We start from the raw sequence: 18,524 nt of genomic DNA on the forward strand, positions 1-18,524 counted from the left end.
TCAAGGAGAACATCAGCAAGCGGGCGTTGTCGGTGGAGGAGGTCACGCCAACAATCCGCTCCAGGGTTTGTACCGGCCCATCCAGCAGCGCCGAACCGACCCCAAATTGGCCGGCTTGCAGCAACAATAAGAGCTCAGCACTGCACAAGGACACCAGTAAAGCCAGAATCACTTCTTTGCGCCACAGCACAACCACAATGGCCACCAGGGCCGGCAGGATGGTTAACCAGTCAGACAAAATGTTATCCCCATTGATTGGTGTTTTAATGCATTTGGATTACTAAATTATTCTTATTAAGCCTTGACTGGAGGAATAAATCAATATTCTTCTGTTAATGCTAACTACTAATCAGCGAAGGCGGGCAGCTTAAATCACTGTAGAGCAGTTATCAGCGCTTGTCATGCCCTGATAAAGGGGGATTTGCAGGTACACCCATCTAATTTTTAATTCAATATAAATGAATTTACGGTTCCTAATAAGTGATAATTTCATTATGGTGGACATTTACCATTGTTGTGTCTAATATATTGGAATTAATCTGGCGTTCAATGGCATTTTTCTATTACAATGAATTATCATTGAGGTGTTGTTATGGGTGATACGTTTAAGAATACTGGGAACATGGATGTTTCCAAACTTTTGTCTGAACGCCAGCAGGCAATGGCACAACTGCAACAGCTGGATGTGCAAATTGTCACTATGTTGGCAGCCGAAGCGAGTAATAGTTTTCAGCCACTAGCTCAAAATACGGTGAAAGAAGCCATTGAAAAAAACCTTGGCACGATGAAGGTGACAGAACTCTGTATGATTGCCGATGTCGCCCCTGGCACCTACTACAATGCACTGACCAAGCTGGGTACTGTAAAAGTTCAGTCTCTGCAACGGCTTCTAAATACCATTGGCCTTGAGCTTTTCATTGGTCAACGCAATACCGAACCCATGAATTATCACGGGAATCAAAAGGATGAATAAAGGTCGCGTTGGTTATCTCTATGCACATGGCTTGTATGCAGGTGAGGTTGCCGAAGTCGATACCGAGCAAGGCTCTGAGTACCACTTTACCTATTCTGCTTCCTACATTAAGCGAGGCTTACCAAGAGTTGGTCTTGATCTGCCGGTGCGTGAGCAGCCTTACATCAAGAATAGCCTGCAGCCATTTTTTGCCAATTTAATGAGTGAAGGCTGGGTTAAACGTTACCAGTCCAGATTATCCCGGCTGGATCAAGAGGACAAATTTGGCTTGCTGCTTGCTCATGGTGAAGAGTTGATCGGACCATTGTCGATTATGACTGAGTTTATGGGCGATGTTATGGCATGGGCTCAACAGACAACCTTAGCGGTAAAAAATCTAAGTGGCTACCAAATCGATTTTCCACGCTCGGAATTTGACGCTGTTGCCATTAGATCCCTGGGGAAAGCGTCCATATCAGGCGTTCAACCTAAGATGTTTTTGGATATCGCCCAAAACAAGCACATCAAATCATTGACCGACTCAGACGGCATAGGGCCTTATATCGTCAAGCCTTCGCCTGATGAGTTTCCTGAGCTCGCTGAAAATGAGTTCATGATCATGCGGCTTTGTAAAAGAGCTGGATTTAATGTGGCAGATCATTATTTGATCCCATTTAGTTGCGGTGAAATGGCGTATGTGACGACACGATTCGATATTGGAAAAGAAGGCAAGCTCCCTGACTTTATTGAAGACATGGCATCGGTCATGAGCGTTGCGCCAGGAAATAAAAGCGATAGCCGGCTTAGTTACGAGATGGTGATCAAAGTCGCTCATGCAGCCTGTGGTAATCATGCCCAGGTTTTAATTGAGGGGTTTCGCCAGGTTGTGATGGCCTATCTTGTTGGCAACAATGATATGCACCTTAAAAACCTATCGCTTACGCGGTCTAAGGCCAGCAATACAGCAAGTGGCTTTACTCCTGTGTACGACATGCTTTCAGTCGCTCCTTATCCTGTTTATGACCACTCAGGGTACCTTAGTATTCCTTTGCTTGAGATGGAAGCCAGGGACGGTCACTACACCACATCCTATGAGCAGTATGGCTATTACACCAGGCATGACTTCTTGCAGTTAGCCAATGAGATTTATCTTGGCGAGAAGATGGCGAGCAAGTTGATTGAGCAACTTATTAAAAAGGTAGAAAAGGTTGCGTACGAAACCATTATGGGATCACCTGGCTCTGATCACTTAAAGTCGATGATCTTGCAAAGAGTTCAAAACAGAATAACAGCACTCAATAGGCCTGCGATGAAATAGCGATAAGTATGCCACAAGAAGCCCGCAAATGCGGGCTTCTTGTGTAAAGATGTAGTAAAGCGGCTTAACGGAAACTGTAACGCAGACCAATCATCACAATGGTCGGATCGATGCTGACATCCACTGGTTGCACATTGTTGCCATTGATTTTCACCATGGCATCGGTATCGATATCGGCCCAGGCAATCATCGCATGCAGGCCCCAGTTATCACTGAGTTTGTAGTTAAAGCCAGCTTGCAGCGCGACACCCACCGAGTTTTTCAAGGATAAAGACACATCATCCCCGGCCTGGGCAGCACCGATAGCGACCAGCGTGTCTTTCAGCTCAGGGGCGGCTTTTTCCGAGAAAAACAGTGTGTAGTTGATTCCGGCGCCAACAAAAGGACGGAAATCGGCATTGACGCTGCCAAAGTTGTACTGTGCTAATAAGGTAGGCGGCAGGTGCTTGGTTTTCCCCACCGGCAGGCCATCGACGGCCGAGCCTTTCACGCTGATGTTATGAGAAAACGGCGTGGCGGCAATCAGTTGCACGCTCCAGTTGTCATCCAACGCATAATCAAAGGTCAGACCCAGTTGGGTATTGCTGTTTACCCCGACCTTGGCCGAGTTGGCTGGCAAACCTGCGACGGTTTCTACCACATTGAGGTAGCTGCTGTCGTCATTGGGGCTGACGTTAATGGCACCGACATTGACACTGAAATTGGCCAGTGCCAATGGTGAGAACAGGGCCGCCGCAATGGCCGATAGGTTAAGTGCTGAAGTCAGTTTGTTGTTGTGCATGGCATACTCCATTTGGGATAGGTTCTGGTCGCTATTGTGCTGAAGTTGGCAACTAAAAACCTGTGCCAGATCAAGCTTTCCCTACGATCCAGGCCTTTGCGAAGCAAAACTTTGATGCAGATTAAGTTTTGTTGGTGTTGTATCGAAAACTAAAATATTCCTGAGATTTGTTGAGGTTGGAATAAATAATCAATACACTGAAGCAGGAACAAATACGATAAAGCGCAGGTTAAGGCGCCAGGTTGCCATGGCTCCCCTATCGTGGTGTTGTACTATGCTTAGCAGGCATGCACACTGCGTACAGAGCTTGGCTAATAAGGAGTTGCTATGAAGTGGTTGGTTGCACTGGGGGTTTGTCTGGGACTGCTAAGCGGAGTCAGCGCCATGACGGTGGAAGAGTTTGATGCGTTCAAGCAAGAGGGGCTGGATAAACCGGTGATCCGTTTTGGCGATATCGCGCCTTTGCTGGAGCAGCACCGGCAAAACCCGATGTTCGAATTTACCGAGTTAGGTCATTCGCTGCTGGGTACACCGATTTACCAGATCAAAATGGGCCAAGGCGATACCAAGGTACTGGCCTGGACGCAGATGCATGGTGATGAGCCCACGGCGACCGCAGCGATTTTTGATTTGCTTAAATACATTGCTGCCGAGGACCAGGCAGACTGGCGGCAAAACTGGATGGAACAGATCACGCTCTACATTATTCCGATGGTGAATCCGGATGGCGCCGAAGTAAACACCAGGGTCAATGCCCAGGGCATTGATATCAACCGTGATGCGCTGGTGCTGCAAAGCCCGGAAGGTCGCATTCTGATGGAGGCAGCCAAGCGCATTGAGCCGCATTATGGCTTTAACCTGCATGATCAGAACCGTTTTCATGCCGCTGGCGCTGCGAAAAACCCAGCGACTATTTCTTTGCTGGCGCCAGCCTTTAACGAAGCGCGGGATATCAATGAAAGCCGCAAGCGGGCGATGCAGCTGATTGCCTATGTCAAACCCTTGATCGATGAGGAAATTCCGAATCACCTGGGCCGCTACGATGATACCTTCTCGGTGCGCTCTTTTGGCGATACCTTTTCGTCGTTTGGTATCAGCACTGTGCTGGTGGAAGCGGGTGGTCATCGCAACGATGACAACCGGCAGGTTGCCCGCCGGTTGAACTTCCTGATGTACGTCAAGTGGCTGAACGGCATTGCCAGTGGCAGCTACCGCACTGCCGATGTGGCCGATCACGATGCCATCCCTTTCAATCAGCGTGGCATGAAAGATGTGCTGATCCACAATGTGACTTTCACGCTGAATGAGCAGCCGGCGCTGCTGGACCTGGCCTTTGATCTGGATTGGGAAGCCAGCCGCCGTGCCCGGATTGACGACATTGGTGACTTATCTATTTTTGGTGCCTACCACAGTTTTGATGCCGAAGGGCTGCACTTTAAAGCTGGCCGTGCTTACCGGCTCACCGAGCCACTGACGCTGGAGCAGGCGCAGTACATCGACTTGCTGCGTGCCGGTTACACCCATTTTATTGGCGATCAGGAGCTGCTGCGCAACAACAGTCGCTTGCCGGTGTTGATCAACCCAACACAGCGCTTACCACGCGAAGCATTGGCGCGCCAGCAAAGTGCCACCTTCCTGCTACGCAATGACGAAGGCGTGCAGTATGCGGTAGTGAATGGCCAGGTGATTGAGCTGGACCGCGGCCGGGTGATGTACCGCTACGGCAGTTAAGCTCGCTGTGCCTGAATGAAAAAGCGAAGGTTAGCCCCTTCGCTTTTTTGTTGGTTCGCTAGCTTTGGCAAGAGCTGTCAGAGCTTATTTCACTCCATGCAATTGCTGATGCCAGTCTTTCAGTGCCTGCAAGCTTTGCAGCAGTTTTTCCTGCAGTTTTTCATCCTGCAGGCTGCCGTCGGTATCGAAGTTGTCGTTAAAGGCGCTGGCAAAAAATTCGGGTTTGGTCATTACCTGCAGATCCAGATAAACGCAAATCTGCCGCAGATGGTATTGTGCCCGGGCGGTGCCCATGCCACCACCGGCGCCAATTAAAGCGGCTGCTTTGCCGCGCAGCAGATGGTTATCCGGCTCGCGCGAGGCCCAGTCCAGCGCATTTTTCAGCGCCGGCGCAATCGAATAATTGTATTCGGTGCAGGCCAAAAGCAGCGCATCGGCTGCGGCAAATTCCTGCAATAAGTGCTCGACCGCCGGTGGCTTTTCTGCCAGATCGGCGTTGTACAGCGGTACCTCCAGCAAGTCGGCAATATGGATTTTCATGCCATCAGGAGCGTGAGCCTGCGCATAGCGCAACAGCCCACGATTGGTGGATTTTGCCCGCAAACTGCCGCTCAGGCCAAGTACCCGAAGTGTCATGCTGTTTCCTTTTACGTCCGATTCGTACCTTAACCAAGCCTAGATGGCGGTTAAGGGTAAAGCAAATACTGCTGACGTTGTTGCATAAAGGCCTCAAGCCCTGGCTGCCAGCTGGCACGGATTTCCGCTTCCGAGGCGCCGGCTTGCAGTTGCAAGCGCAACTGATCGGTGCCAGCCAGCCGGTCCATAAAGCCAGCTGAATTAAACAGTGGCAGGCCTTGTTCGGCATAGCGTTGCTGCCATGTAAGCAGGTAGCCCAGATCCAGCCCGCCCGCCGGCACCTGGCGTAAGTCCTGGCCAAAGACGGTCTTATCCTGCAGTGGGGGCGTTAAAGCCGCACCAGGGGTGGAGACGGGGGTAAAGGAAAACGCTGCGTTTAGATCATCGCTCAGGCCGAACTTATCAAACCCCAGCACCTGAAAAGGGAAGGGGGTGCCGCGCCCAACACTCATTGGGGTGGCCTCAAAAAAGCCCAGCGAGGCATAAAGGGCGATGGACTGATCATTGGGTAAGTTCGGACTGGGGCGAACCGGTAAGGAATAGTGCTGGTCGCGTTGGTACTGCTGCATGGGGATCACGGTCAATTGCAAGGCTTCGGCATTGGGGATCCAGCCTTCACCCTGGATCATCAGGGCCAGCTCGCCCACCGTCATGCCATGCAGCAAGGGGATGGGGTGCATGCCCACAAAAGACTGAAACGCCAGCTCCAGTACCGGGCCATCGACATAACGGCCATTCGGGTTGGGCCGGTCCAGAATCAGCACTTCGGTGCCCTCAGCAGCGGCGACCTCCATCAGATAATGCATCGAGCTGATGTAGGTGTAATAGCGTACACCGACATCCTGAATATCAAAAATCACCAGATCCAGCGCACGCATCAGCTCCGCCGAGGGCTTGCGGTTGCTGCCATACATCGAGGCTATCGGCAGGCCGGTGCGCTCATCCACACTGTGATCCACCTTGGCGCCGGCATCGTGATCGCCTCGAAAGCCATGTTCAGGGGCGAAAATGGTGACGATATTGACCCCTTCCGCCAGCAGCGCATCGACCAGATGTTGCTCACCAACCAGAGAGGTTTGATTGACCAATAAGCCGACTTTTTTCCCCTGCAATAATGGCAAATAAAGTCCGCTTTGTTCAGCACCCAATTGCAAGGGCGCTGCTTCAGCCTGAGCGGGCGGAGTCGTTGGTTGGCAGGCACTAAGCACCCAAAGCAAGCAGGGCAGCAGCAGGCACTGGCGTAGGCGTCGCAAAAGCATGGTATTATTCTCAAAAACAGGAACTTACTTACTTTATAGCATGCCAAAGCCCCAGTGCGAACCCCCCGGCGGGGAATAAGCGCTCTGGGATTTAGGCTGTATGCTGGTGATAAATCCGGGGTAAGATGACGAAAACAATTTCAGGGAGTGGGTGATGCAGTGGCGAACGTTGTTAGGCAGTGTGATGGCGATGACGGTCTCTTTTAGCAATCAGGCAGAACCTGTGCCGCTGCGTACCGTATTGGCGCAAAAAATCATGCTGGATTTGCGCTATTACTGCGCCGAGCCGGTGCCGGTGGGCCATTGCCGGACCCCAATGACCGAACTACCGCCGGAGCTGGCTGAGCTTATCAGCGGCACTGAGCTGGGTGGGGTGATTCATTTTGCCGAAAATCTGCATGACAGCGGCCAAATTAAGCGGTTGAACCAGCAGTTGCAGCAGGCGGCCAGTCATGGGCGGCATGCACTGCCTTTATTTATTGCGGTGGATCAGGAAGGTGGCCGGGTAGCTCGGCTGCCAAAACATCAGGCGACCACCTTTAGCGGCAATATGGCGATAGGAGCCACCTATGCCCGGCACGGTGTGCGCTATGCCAGTCAGGTGGCGCAGGTGCAGGCGAAAGAGTTGCTGGCGCTGGGCTTTAATCTTAATTTTGCTCCCACCGTTGATGTGAACAATAACCCGGCCAACCCGGTGATCAATGTGCGGGCCTTTGGCGATGAACCGGCCATGGTGGCAGCGCTTGGCGGCGCTATGGTGGCAGGCATGCAGCAGCAAGGGCTGCTGAGTGCGCTGAAGCATTTCCCCGGCCATGGCGATACCGAAGTCGATAGTCATTTAGGCTTGCCGCAAGTTCGACATAGCCTGGAGCGCATTCGTGCGGTCGAACTGGCGCCTTTTGCCGAGATTATTCGTCAGCAGCCACCGGCTATGATTATGACTGCCCATATTCAATTTCCGGCGCTGGATAGCAGCACTTTGCAGGCGAAGGATGGCCAGGCTTTGGTAAAGCCCGCAACCCTGTCACGGCGCATTTTGACTGAGGTACTGCGCCATGAGCTGGGCTACCAGGGCGTGGTGGTGACCGATGCGCTGGATATGAAAGGCATCAGTGACTATTTCAGCCCGGATCAGGCCGTGCAACACGCCTTTGCCGCCGGTGCCGATATCGCCCTGATGCCGCTGAAAATTCAAAGCCCGGCTGAGCTGCACCAGCTCGATACGCTGCTGGATGCACTGGAGCAGCAGGTAGCCGATGGCACCCTAGATGAAACAGAGCTGCGGGCGTCTTTTGCCAGAATTCACACATTAAAACAACAGCTGCCAACACAGCAACCGGATAATACGGTACTGGCGCATCCAGAGCACCGGGCGTTGGAGCAAGCACTGGCCCGGGACAGCATCACGCTGCTGCGTAATCGCAATCAGCTGTTGCCTTTAGCGGCGCGCCCAGAGCCGGAAAAAGTAGTGCAGCCCTGGTTACTGCTGATGCCTGATAGCAGCCGCTGTCAGGCCATGCTGGCAGCTTTGCAGCAGCGAAGCCCAGCCATGCCGATGCACTGTGCCAGTCTGCTGAGTGAGGATTGGTCTGCAGTCCTTACGCAGTTGCAGCAAAGTAAGCTACTGATCAGCGCTTTTGTCACGCCGATGCCAAGCCTGGCCGAACTCGGTGGTCTGGACGATGTGGCAGCGCTTGGTGGTCTGCAGCGCGCCTTTGTCCAGCAACAGCAGCGTCTGCAGCAAGCCATGGCAACAGCCAAAGCACGGTTGATACCCCAGGTATATATCAGTCTGCGCAGCCCCTACGATGTCGACCAGTTTGGCCGTGATGCCGATGTGGTACTGGCCAGTTACGACTACCACACGGTGCAGGCGCCGCCAGGTAGCCAGCATCGCGGCCCGGCTTTTGATGCCCTGGCCGATGTACTGCTTGGGCTCTATCCTGCGCAAGGCAGAGTACCGGTGCAATTACCCGAGTCGGCGCCATCAGCTGGGGCGCACCTACGATGAAGCAATGGTGGCAGCGCCATGCCGATGGCATTTTGCAGCAGCTGCCGGCAGATCGCTTGTTGGCGCTGGATGTGTTTCGGGGCCTGACCATTACCGCCATGATTTTGGTGAATAACCCAGGTAGCTGGGCTTATATCTATGGACCGCTGCGTCATGCCGACTGGCACGGCTGGACCGTCACGGATCTGATCTTTCCGTTCTTTATATTTATAGTCGGCATCTCAATGCAGCTCAGCTTGTGCAAGCACCAGCGCAGTCCAGGCGCGCAAGTGCAGGCTGGAGCACTGCGTAGCCTGAAGCTGATGGCGCTTGGGTTGTTGCTGGCGTTGTCGTACTACAATCTGCGCGATGCCAACTTTGACTGGGTAACACAGCGTTTACTGGCACTGCGTTATCCTGGTGTCCTGCAGCGGATTGGCCTGGTGTATTTTTGCTGTCTGCTACTGGTGCTGTGGTTGCCGTGGCGCGGCCGTTTGCTGGCAGCCTTGGCATTGTGCGGCCTTTACTTGCTGGGCATGTACGGTATTTCCTATCAGGACGATGCCGGCAACAGCTATCGAGGTTTGCTTGAGCACGGTAACAGCTTTGCTGCCTGGCTGGATCATCAGCTATTAGGCCCGAACCATCTGTATTACCGCAGCGCTACGCCTTTTGCCTTTGATCCGGAAGGGATCTGGTCCACCTTGCCTGCCATCAGCAGTTGCCTGGCCGGGGTGCTAACGGCCCAGTATCTGCAGCAACCAGGTGCGCTCAGCGGTAAAATCAAAGCCATGCTGCTGGCAGGGCTGGCCGCAGTGCTTTTGGCCGAGCTGTGGCATGGTTGGCTGCCCATCAACAAACCGCTGTGGACGCCGAGCTACGTACTGCTGAGCACTGGCTATGCCTGGTTGGTGCTGGCGGCCTGTTTGTGGTTGTGTGATGTGAAAGGCTATCGGCGCTGGACCGCCCCCTTTGTGGTCTTTGGCGCCAATGCCATTTTATTTTTTGTCTCAGCCGGGCTGGCCGCCCGTTTGCTGTCGATGATCCCGGTTGGTGACACTGTGCTGCAGGTGTGGCTGTATCGTCACTGGTTTCAGCCGTTATTTGGCAACTACAATGGCTCGCTTGCTTTTGCACTGTGCTTTTTAGCCCTAGCTTACCTTGCCATGTATGGCTGTTACCGAAAAGGCTGGATTTGGAAAGTCTAATAAAGTGAGTGAAAAGTGAGCAACGTTTGCATTTTCAGGGACATGGCTTAAGCTTTAGGTTAATTCATTAACAGAATTGAAACCATGCGCTTTATTGCAGGCTTAGCTCTTGCTGGATGCTTGTTGTTTTTCTTTCCTGCCATCAGTTTGGCACAGCCAGCGACTGAATCCGGGCGAACCTTAGTGGTGGGCGTCTACCACAACCCGCCTAAACTGCGTGCCGCCGAGGATGGCAGCCCATCCGGTATCTTGGGAGAATTGCTGGTTGAGATTGCCAACCGTGAGGGCTGGCAATTGCAAGCGGTGTCGTGCGATTGGATCTATTGTCTGCGCTTTTTACAGGAGGGCGAAATCGATCTGCTGCCCGATATGGCTTACACCGATCAGCGGGCCGAAAGCTTTAGTTTTCATCAGGTGCCGGCTTTATACAGTTGGTCGCAGTTGTACGGCCAGGGTGGGGTGCTAGTCACCGATATCGCTGACTTAGCCGATCATCGCATTGCAGTGCTAAGTGGTTCGGTACAGCAAAGCTATTTGCAGCAAAAATTGCAACAACACGGCATGGAAGCAGAGCTGGTGCCGACAGAGTCGCTAGCCGAAGGCTTCGCCCTGTTGCAGGCGGGGCGTGTCGAACTGGTCGCGGCCAATCATTACTTCGGTCAGCAGTTAGCAAGTCGTCATCAATTGCAAGTCAGTCCCTGGCTGTTTCAACCTAGTCAATTGTTCTATGCCAGTCGCCGAGATCAGCAACTGGATGTGTTGCAGCAGATCGATACTTATCTGCAGCGCTGGCAGCAACAACCTGACTCGCCCTACTATCAGATTTTAAGCCGCTGGGGGGCCGCAGAGCTTGAAAGCAGCGGCATGCAGCGTCATTACCGCAATTTGTTGCTTTTTGTAGTAAGCCTGTTGCTACTGGTGTTTGGTGGTGCTGTGGTGTTGCGCTGGCAAGTCAAGGAAAAAACCCGTCACTTACAAGCCAGCGAAGCCCGTTTGAATACCATTCTGGACACCGTCGACGCCTACATCTTCATCAAAGATACCCAGTTGTGCTATCAGTACGTCAATAAAAAAGTGGCAGAGTTTTTTCAATGCACCCCAGAGGAAGCGTTAGGGCATAACGATTTTGCTTTTTTCGATCACGCTACGGCGCAGCAACTGCAAGCCAATGATCGTGAGGTACTGGAACATGGCGAACGCAAGGTACGTGAAGAAGAAAATACCACCAGTGATGGCCGTCTGACCCGGCATTTTTTAAGTGTGAAGATCCCGCTGCGCAAGCCAGATGGACAAGTGTATGCCTTGTGCGGTATTTCGACCGATGTCACCGAGCACAGACAACAACAGCAGGCCATCCATCAGTTGGCCTTTTACGATGCACTGACCGGTTTACCCAACCGACGTCTACTGCTGGATCGCTTGCAGCAGGCTTTTGCCTTGCATCAACGTCAGCAGCAACAGGGTGCCTTGATGTTTATCGACTTGGATCACTTTAAAGATTTAAACGATACCTTGGGCCATGCGGTTGGCGACGAGCTTTTGGTGGACATTGCCAACCGCTTGCAGCAGGGGATCCGCTCCTGCGATACCCTGGCCCGACTTGGCGGTGATGAATTTGTGTTGCTACTGCAGGAGCTGCCGGATGACGAGCAGCGGGCCTGGCAGCGGGTACAGGTTATAGCAGAAAAGGTACTGCAGCTGCTCAATCAACCGGTGCAGCTGCAGCAGCAATCTTATCAGCTCTCAGCCAGCATAGGGGTGGCGATGTTATCCGATGGCGACTCGGTGGATGCACTGATGCAGCGGGCGGATATGGCGATGTACGATGCCAAAGGTCGGGGCCGCAACAGGGTGCGATTCTTTAACCAGCAAATGCAGATAGATGTGACCGAGCGTACGGTGTTGACCAACCGTTTGCGCCAGGCCATCGAGAATGCTGAGTTTTACCTGGTCTACCAGCCCCAGTTTGATCAGCAGCAAGGCATCACCGGGGCGGAGGTGTTGTTGCGCTGGCAGCATTCGGAGCATGGTCATTATGCACCGGCAGATTTTATTCCGATAGCAGAGGCGACCGGGCTGATCCTGCCGATTGGTCACTGGGTGTTGCAGCAAAGTTGTCGCTTACTGGCGGATTGGGCAAAAGAGCCGGGTTGTCAGCACTGGCAACTGGCGGTCAATATCAGTCCGCGCCAGCTGCACGATGCCCACTTTGTTGAGCAGCTGACGGCTATTTTGCAGCAAACTGAAGCGCCGGCAGAGCGCTTGTTGCTGGAAATTACCGAAAGCCAGTTATTGGAAGATACCGAGCTAGCGCTGCAGCATATCCATCAACTGGCGGCCATGGGGATCCGCTTTGCGCTGGATGATTTTGGTACCGGCTATTCGTCCTTGCAGTATTTAAAAACCTTGCCGCTGAAACAACTGAAAATCGATGCGTCTTTTGTGCGTGACTTGCTGCAGGATAGCAGCGACGAAGCCATCGTGCGTACGATTCTGGCGTTGGGGCAAAGTCTGGAGCTGGAAGTGATCGCTGAAGGCGTAGAAACCGCAGCGCAGTTTAAGGCACTGTATCAAATGGGTTGCCGTCAGTTTCAGGGCTATTACCTGGCAAGGCCTGGAACGCTTGAGCAACTGTACCAGCACAGCCCATCACATCCCGGCTAGAACCATAGGCCGAACCGATAGAAGCCAACATGCTGCCTTGTCATCCCCCTGCTAGCATCGGGTAAAGAGTCCCCCTGAACAGGTAGGTAAGCAATGCGTGTTGGTTTGATGATTTTGCTCTTTATCCCAGTCTTGATGCTGTCCGGTTGCTCGCCCGAGCCCGAGCCCGAGCCTGAGGCTGAGTCGCCAGCTGCCCGGCTGGTGATTGTTGATGATGACCGTGACTACAGGTTTCATCGTGGTACTGGTGATTATCAGGTACGGTTTAACTACAGCGGTGAAAACTGGACGCATGCCGATGTTGCGGCTATCCGGGTCGAGACCAGCCAGCCGATTGCTATCTTGCCGCAGCAATACACCTCGCCAGGCAAGATGATGCCGGGTGCCAGTGTGCAGGGCCAAAACATTGGTCGGCAGTGGAATGAAATAACCCAGCAGGAAATGGCCAAGCGGCTCAAAGCCCTGGGCTTTTTTGTGCTGACACCCAGCATCCAAATGTACAGCGAAGATCTGGACGGTTATCAGGGCTTTGAGCACTTTATTGCTGGGGTGCATAAAGGCAATGCCCATGTGCAAACCGTGCTGCTGACCGCCGATGCCCACGATCCCAATGCGCAAAACCCCTTACCCGGTGCCCAGATGCTGGTAACCGGCACCAATCCGCGCAATCAGGATTGGGAGCAATTGATCCAGAGTTATATTGCGCCGTTTTATCAGCAGGTAGGGCTGGGTAATCAGGGAGCCCGGGTTCGGGGCGGTTTATCGGAGGTGGAAGGCTCTTCCGCGGCCTGGCACCCGCTGATAGAGCGAGCTGCCGAATACGGGGCTACGGTCAGCATTATGGAAGTCAGCCGCGCCATTGATATCGTGGAGCAGGTCGGCTCGATGGAAGCTGGTCGTGACTGGGCGGCACCTTTGTTTGATGCCGTGGCGCTGGCGATGGCCGATTATGCCTGTCAGCAAGGCTTTGACCTGCCGATTTGTAAGGAGCTCACTGATGTTGCAACGTATTAATGCCCATTTTATCAACGGCAGCTGGCGCACTGTCGTAGCGCCGGAGTGGTTTACCCTGATCAATCCGGCGACCGAAGAAGCAGTTAGTTGTGTGGCCCGGGCCGATGCCGCCATGGTGAACGAAGCCATAGCAGCGGCTTACCATGCGCAGGACGCCTGGGGGCGGCTGGATTTTACCGAGCGGGGCCAGTATCTGCAGCAGATAGCCGATTATTTAACCGCCCATGCCGATGAACTGGCGCAGGCCATCAGCGATGAGCTGGGCTGCCCGCTGTGGTTTAGCAAACTGGTGCAGGTGAAGGATCCTATCGATGCGCTGCAAAAGCATGTCGGCTATGCGGCCAGCCTGCAACGTGAGCAGCAATGGGATGACCGGTTGAAAGTGCGTCGGGAGCCGGTCGGCGTTTGTGGTTTGATCACCCCCTGGAACTATCCGCTGCATCAGCTGATTGCCAAGGTGGCACCGGCTCTGCTGGCCGGCTGTGCTGTGATTGTGAAACCGGCCGAGCAAACCCCACGCAGTGCTATTTTACTGGCGATGGCAGCGGAGGCGGCCGGCCTGCCAGCCGGAGTCTTTAACCTGATACTGGGTTCGGGCGCTGAGATTGGCGATATTTTGTGTCAGCACCCGGATGTGGATTGCATTTCCTTTACCGGCTCCACCAGGGTTGGCCGGCTGATCCAGCGCAATGCTGCCGATAGCGTGAAACGGGTCTGTCTGGAGCTTGGTGGCAAATCCGCCTTTATTATTGGTCAGACCAAGCGGCTGGCTGAAGCCGTGCAGCTGGGGGTAGAAGACGTGATGCTCAATTCGGGCCAGACTTGTGTGGCCCTGACCCGGATGCTGGTGCCGGCTGAGCGCTATGAGGAAGCCTGCGAACTGGCCGCTGGGGTAGCAAAGCAGTTGAAAGTCGGCGATCCCAAAGCTGAAGACAGTTTCCTTGGCCCTGTAGTCAACCAGCAGCAATACCAGTCAGTGCTGCAGTACATTGAGCTGGGGCTGGAAGAAGGCGCCCGGCTGATCGCCGGCGGTACCGAGCGCCCGGCCGGTTGTAGCCAGGGTTATTACATAGCGCCCACCATTTTTGCCGATGTGCATAACGGCATGCGCATCGCCCGCGAAGAAATCTTTGGCCCGGTACTTTGCATCATTCCTTATAGCGATGAAGACGAAGCTTTGCGGCTGGCCAATGATTCCCCTTATGGCCTGAGCGGTCGGGTCTGGGCCGATGATGACGCCGAGCGAGAGCGGCTGGCGCTTGGCATTCGGGCTGGTCTTATCTTTACCAATGCCGCCGAATGGCACAATGCTGCCCCCTTTGGTGGTTTTAAACAATCCGGCTATGGCCGCGAATTGGGGCTGGCCGGAGTTGAGGAGTTTCTAACGCTGAAATCCATTGTGACAGAGGAGCAAAGTCATGACTGAGCGGCTGTTGAACCAACCTTTAAGTGGTAATGAGATGCCGCGCTTTGGCGGCCCAGCCAGCTTTATGCGGCTGCCACAAAGCCAGGACTTGGTTGGGCTGGATGTTGGCTTTATCGGGGTACCCTTTGATATTGGCACCTCCAACCGCCCCGGTGCCAGGTTGGCTCCAAGGCAGATCCGTGACGAATCCCGCATGCTGCGCCCTTACAACATGGCCACCCGGGCAGCGCCCTTTGATTCGCTGCAAATTGCCGATATCGGCGATGTCGCCATCAATACCTTCAACTTAAGCAAGAGCATCGACATCATCGAACAGCATTATCAGCAGGTGCTGGCGGCCGGGGTAACCCCGTTGACCATGGGTGGCGATCACACCATTGCTTTGCCCATTTTGCGGGCGATGAAACAAAAATACGGCCCGGTGGCGCTGGTGCATGTCGATGCGCATGCCGACATCAATGAGCATATGTTTGGTGAGCGTATTGCCCATGGCACGCCGTTTCGTCGTGCGGTGGAAGAGGGCTTGCTGCAATGCGATAAAGTGGTGCAAATCGGTCTGCGTGGCACTGGCTATGCGGCCGATGACTTTGACTGGCCACGCCAGCAGGGCTTTTTGGTGGTGACGGCAGAAGAATGCTGGGGCAAGTCGTTGCAATCTTTGATGGCGCAGGTGCGGGCGCGGATTGGCACCCAGCCGGTCTATCTGTCGTTTGATATCGATGGTATCGACCCGGCCTATGCGCCAGGTACTGGCACGGTGGAGATTGCTGGCCTGACGGTACCACAGGCGCTGGAAATTATCCGGGGCTGCGCTGGTCTGAACCTGGTCGGTGCCGATTTGGTGGAAGTATCCCCGCCTTATGATCCATCCGGTAATACCGCCTTGCTGGCGGCCAACTTGCTGTTTGAAATGCTCTGCGTGCTGCCCGGCGTGGCACGGCGCTGAGAAGGAGGTTTTGATGCAACATCATGCTAGCCAAACAGACACTCAGACAGACAGCCGATTCGATTTGCTGGGTTGGAGCGAGGCCTTGCTGCGCTGCCAGCAAGCCTGTGGCAAGGACCGCTTTTACATGGAGCTCGGCCAGCTGCTGCAGCTGCTGTTACCGAGCGATGAGTACCTGGTGCTGATGTTCGATCCCAAGCGCCCGCCTGAACTGCTGCATCAGCGTCACCCACTGCAAAGCGATGATTTCGAGCGCTATCTGCAGTCGGCTTATGTGCTGGATCCTTTCTACCGCAAAGGGCTCCAGCAAGGTCAGCAGGGTGTATTTCGCTTACGGGACATTCTGCCGGCGGATTATCACGACTACGATCAGTACTACAACAGCTACTTTCGTCATCTGAAAATTGCCGATGAAGTGGGCTACTTGATCCCGTTACCGGCCGAGCGGCGTTTTGTCCATATTGAACTGGCCCGTTTTGCTGGTCGGGAGCTGTTTGCCAACGAGCAGTTGCAACAGGCCAGCCAGCTGTTCAGTGTAGTGGCCAGCCTGGTGATCCAGCATCAACAGCAGTTGCCCCAGCACGAAGGCAGTGGCTGCCCCGAGCACGATTACATTGAGGCGTTCTACCGACGTTTTGGCACCGAAGTCTGCACCCCGCGCGAGCACGAGGTACTCTGTTACATGCTACAGGGCTACTGCGTGAAAACCATCGCCAGCCAGATGCAGCTTGGGCTGGAAACCATCAAGATGCATCGAAAGAATTTGTATGCCAAACTGCATATCGGCTCGCATCCAGAGTTGCTGGCCTTGTTTATTGACTTACTGACTGTGACTGAACCGCCGGTGCGCTGCGATCCCTTGTTGCATAACCCGCGTCTGCAGTACAGTCCAGCCTTATCGGAAGCCTGTTAAGATGGGATGGAAACATTGCTGTTGTTGGTTGCTGCTTAGTTTGCCGCTGCAGGCCGACCTGTTTGCGCCATTGGATTTGCCAGCTCCAACGGCGGTGCGAACTGCCATTGGGGAGCCAGGCCCTGCTTATTGGCAGCAGCAGGTGGATTACCAGCTCAGCGCCCGGCTAGAGCCAGCCAAAGCCAGGCTCAGTGCCGAGGCGCTGCTGAAGTACCACAATCAGGCACCCCATGCCTTGCCAATCCTCTGGTTTGAATTCCCGCTCGAACGTCTGGTTGATGCTAAGCAAAGTGCGCCCTTGCGCCAGCTGCCGAAAGGCAGCCGACCGGCTCAGCCGCCGATCGTTGCCCCTTCCGGGTTGCAGGGGCTGGAAGTCTTCGCCGGTGATAAGGCACTGGAGGTCCGTCAGCAGGGCACCTTTATCGGAGTGGTGTTGCCAGCGCCGCTGCATCCGGGCGAGCAGGCTGAGCTGCGCTTTGCATGGGTTCTGCAATTACCGGATCGGTTGGACCCACGCCGACCCAGAGCCGGGATAGAAACCCTGGCCGATGGCCGTCTGCTGGTGGCGTTAACCCAGTGGTATCCAAGAGCCGTAGCTTTTACCGATCAGCGGGGCTGGGATTTGTCGCCATTTCTAGGCGATGCTGAGTTTAATCTGGAACTGGGCAACTTCGATGTACGGCTAAGCGCACCGGCCGATTACCTGCTGTTTGGCAGTGGCGAGCTGCAAAACCCGGCCGTGCTGACTGCTGCCGAGCGCGAGCACTGGCAGGCGGCCAGTGGTCAAAGCCGGGTCACTCAGGCCGGGGCAGCGACTGAGTGGCGGGAGTGGCATTTTAAGGCAGAGATGCAGCGCGATTTTGCACTGGTCGCCGGCAACGCCTGGCGCTGGCAAAGCAAGGTGCTGGATTTGCCAGGCCAGCAGGTGCGCTTGCAGGTAGCATTTCCGGATAACGGCCGCTGGCTATGGCAGCGCTATGCCCTGGCAGCAACCGAGCACAGCGTTCGGCAGTTGCAGGCCTATCTGGGACCTTTCCCAGTGGACACCCTGACCATCGCCAATATCGCTGGCATTGGCATGGAGTTTCCCGGCCTGAAGCTGATTGGTTTTCGCGGGCCGGATGCCGATATTGACGGGCCAGCCCCGGCTTATAGCCGTACCCAGAAGCACGATGTGCTGGGCGGCATCATGCACGAGGTGGCTCATGCCTATTACCCGATGCTGGTGAATACCGACGAGCGGCGTGAAGGCTTCTTCGATGAAGGCATTGCCAGCTTTCTGGCCTATTTGCTGGAGCAAAGCTGGAGCCGGAGCTTTCAAAGTTTTTATGGTGATCCGGCCGGGGTGGCCCAGGCCCAGCTGCGGCCAGATTATGCAGCACCAGTGACCCGGGCCGACCACTTTGTACATAAACTGGATTCGCACTACCATGTGCCGGCGGTGGCGCTGGTGATTTTGCGTCAGCAGTTGCTGGGCACCGAGCGCTTTGATCAGATCCTGCGCGATTTCACTGCTCTTTGGGCCGGTAAACGTCCTTATTTTGCCGACTTTATCCGTTTTGTCAGCGCGCAAAGTGGCCTGGAGCTGGACTGGTTCTGGCGCGGCTGGTTTTTCTCCAACCGCCATGTTGATATTGCTTTAACCAAGGCAGAAATCCTGCTGGAGCGGCCAGCCAGTGCGGAGCA

The 18,524-nt window shown here is 54.4% G+C and carries 14 protein-coding genes and 1 pseudogene; 11 read left to right on the forward strand and 4 right to left on the reverse strand.

Annotated features, from left to right (window positions below; all coding sequences use genetic code 11):
- Window positions 1-238, reverse strand: a pseudogene (locus JJU14_RS13940) (sodium:proton antiporter); the annotation flags it as partial.
- A 354-nt stretch (window positions 239-592) separates the two neighbouring features.
- Between JJU14_RS13940 and JJU14_RS13945 the strand changes: the two are divergent.
- Together JJU14_RS13945 and JJU14_RS13950 are read left to right on the forward strand one after the other, a co-directional pair.
- Window positions 593-973: a hypothetical protein gene (locus tag JJU14_RS13945; RefSeq protein WP_228614299.1), complete on the forward strand. Its 381-nt coding sequence runs from the start codon at window positions 593-595 to the stop codon at window positions 971-973.
- Window positions 966-2,270 carry a type II toxin-antitoxin system HipA family toxin gene (locus JJU14_RS13950; protein WP_228614300.1) on the forward strand — a complete coding sequence of 435 codons (1,305 nt, stop codon included), beginning with the start codon at window positions 966-968 and terminating at the stop codon, window positions 2,268-2,270. The genes JJU14_RS13945 and JJU14_RS13950 overlap by 8 nt, the downstream gene beginning before the upstream one ends.
- 64 nt (window positions 2,271-2,334) lie before the next feature.
- On the opposite strand, the gene JJU14_RS13955 is transcribed toward JJU14_RS13950, so the two are convergent.
- A complete protein-coding gene (locus JJU14_RS13955) occupies window positions 2,335-3,051 on the reverse strand; it encodes an OmpW family outer membrane protein (RefSeq protein WP_228614301.1) in 717 nt (238 codons plus the stop codon).
- A gap of 327 nt (window positions 3,052-3,378) precedes the next feature.
- On the opposite strand from JJU14_RS13955, the gene JJU14_RS13960 reads away from it, so the two are divergent.
- Entirely contained in the window at window positions 3,379-4,782 is a 1,404-nt protein-coding gene (locus JJU14_RS13960) for a M14 family zinc carboxypeptidase (protein WP_228614302.1), read from the forward strand.
- A gap of 84 nt (window positions 4,783-4,866) precedes the next feature.
- On the opposite strand, the gene JJU14_RS13965 is transcribed toward JJU14_RS13960, so the two are convergent.
- The gene (locus tag JJU14_RS13965; RefSeq protein ID WP_228614303.1) at window positions 4,867-5,418 is read right to left on the reverse strand and encodes an NADPH-dependent FMN reductase; all 552 of its coding nucleotides are present in this window, start codon (window positions 5,416-5,418) and stop codon (window positions 4,867-4,869) included.
- A 50-nt stretch (window positions 5,419-5,468) separates the two neighbouring features.
- Window positions 5,469-6,677 carry an exo-beta-N-acetylmuramidase NamZ domain-containing protein gene (locus JJU14_RS13970; protein WP_228614304.1) on the reverse strand — a complete coding sequence of 403 codons (1,209 nt, stop codon included), beginning with the start codon at window positions 6,675-6,677 and terminating at the stop codon, window positions 5,469-5,471.
- A gap of 154 nt (window positions 6,678-6,831) precedes the next feature.
- Here JJU14_RS13970 and JJU14_RS13975 point away from each other — a divergent pair, with 154 nt between their 5' ends.
- The 8 genes from JJU14_RS13975 to JJU14_RS14010 all read left to right on the forward strand — a co-directional run.
- The gene (locus tag JJU14_RS13975) at window positions 6,832-8,688 is read left to right on the forward strand and encodes a glycoside hydrolase family 3 protein (protein WP_228614305.1); all 1,857 of its coding nucleotides are present in this window, start codon (window positions 6,832-6,834) and stop codon (window positions 8,686-8,688) included.
- Window positions 8,685-9,875, forward strand: coding sequence for a heparan-alpha-glucosaminide N-acetyltransferase domain-containing protein (locus JJU14_RS13980; RefSeq protein ID WP_228614306.1), 1,191 nt, complete (start codon window positions 8,685-8,687; stop codon window positions 9,873-9,875). The genes JJU14_RS13975 and JJU14_RS13980 overlap by 4 nt, the downstream gene beginning before the upstream one ends.
- A gap of 84 nt (window positions 9,876-9,959) precedes the next feature.
- Window positions 9,960-12,539: an EAL domain-containing protein gene (locus JJU14_RS13985; RefSeq protein ID WP_228614307.1), complete on the forward strand. Its 2,580-nt coding sequence runs from the start codon at window positions 9,960-9,962 to the stop codon at window positions 12,537-12,539.
- Between the two features lie 93 nt (window positions 12,540-12,632).
- The gene (locus JJU14_RS13990) at window positions 12,633-13,553 is read left to right on the forward strand and encodes a hypothetical protein (protein WP_228614308.1); all 921 of its coding nucleotides are present in this window, start codon (window positions 12,633-12,635) and stop codon (window positions 13,551-13,553) included.
- A complete protein-coding gene (locus JJU14_RS13995; RefSeq protein ID WP_228614309.1) occupies window positions 13,537-14,979 on the forward strand; it encodes an aldehyde dehydrogenase family protein in 1,443 nt (480 codons plus the stop codon). Before JJU14_RS13990 ends, JJU14_RS13995 begins: the two co-directional genes overlap by 17 nt.
- Complete coding sequence (gene speB / locus JJU14_RS14000) at window positions 14,972-15,925, forward strand: agmatinase (RefSeq protein WP_228614310.1); 954 nt, start codon at window positions 14,972-14,974, stop codon at window positions 15,923-15,925. The genes JJU14_RS13995 and speB overlap by 8 nt, the downstream gene beginning before the upstream one ends.
- Window positions 15,926-15,938: 13 nt before the next feature.
- On the forward strand, window positions 15,939-16,838 hold the full coding sequence (locus JJU14_RS14005; RefSeq protein ID WP_228614311.1) for a helix-turn-helix transcriptional regulator: 900 nt from the start codon (window positions 15,939-15,941) through the stop codon (window positions 16,836-16,838).
- A gap of 1 nt (window position 16,839) precedes the next feature.
- A partial coding sequence (locus tag JJU14_RS14010; RefSeq protein WP_228614312.1) for a hypothetical protein occupies window positions 16,840-18,524 on the forward strand: 1,685 nt, incomplete at its 3' end.

It is taken from the genome of Alkalimonas sp., assembly GCF_020831925.1.
GTDB lineage: Bacteria > Pseudomonadota > Gammaproteobacteria > Enterobacterales > Alteromonadaceae > Alkalimonas.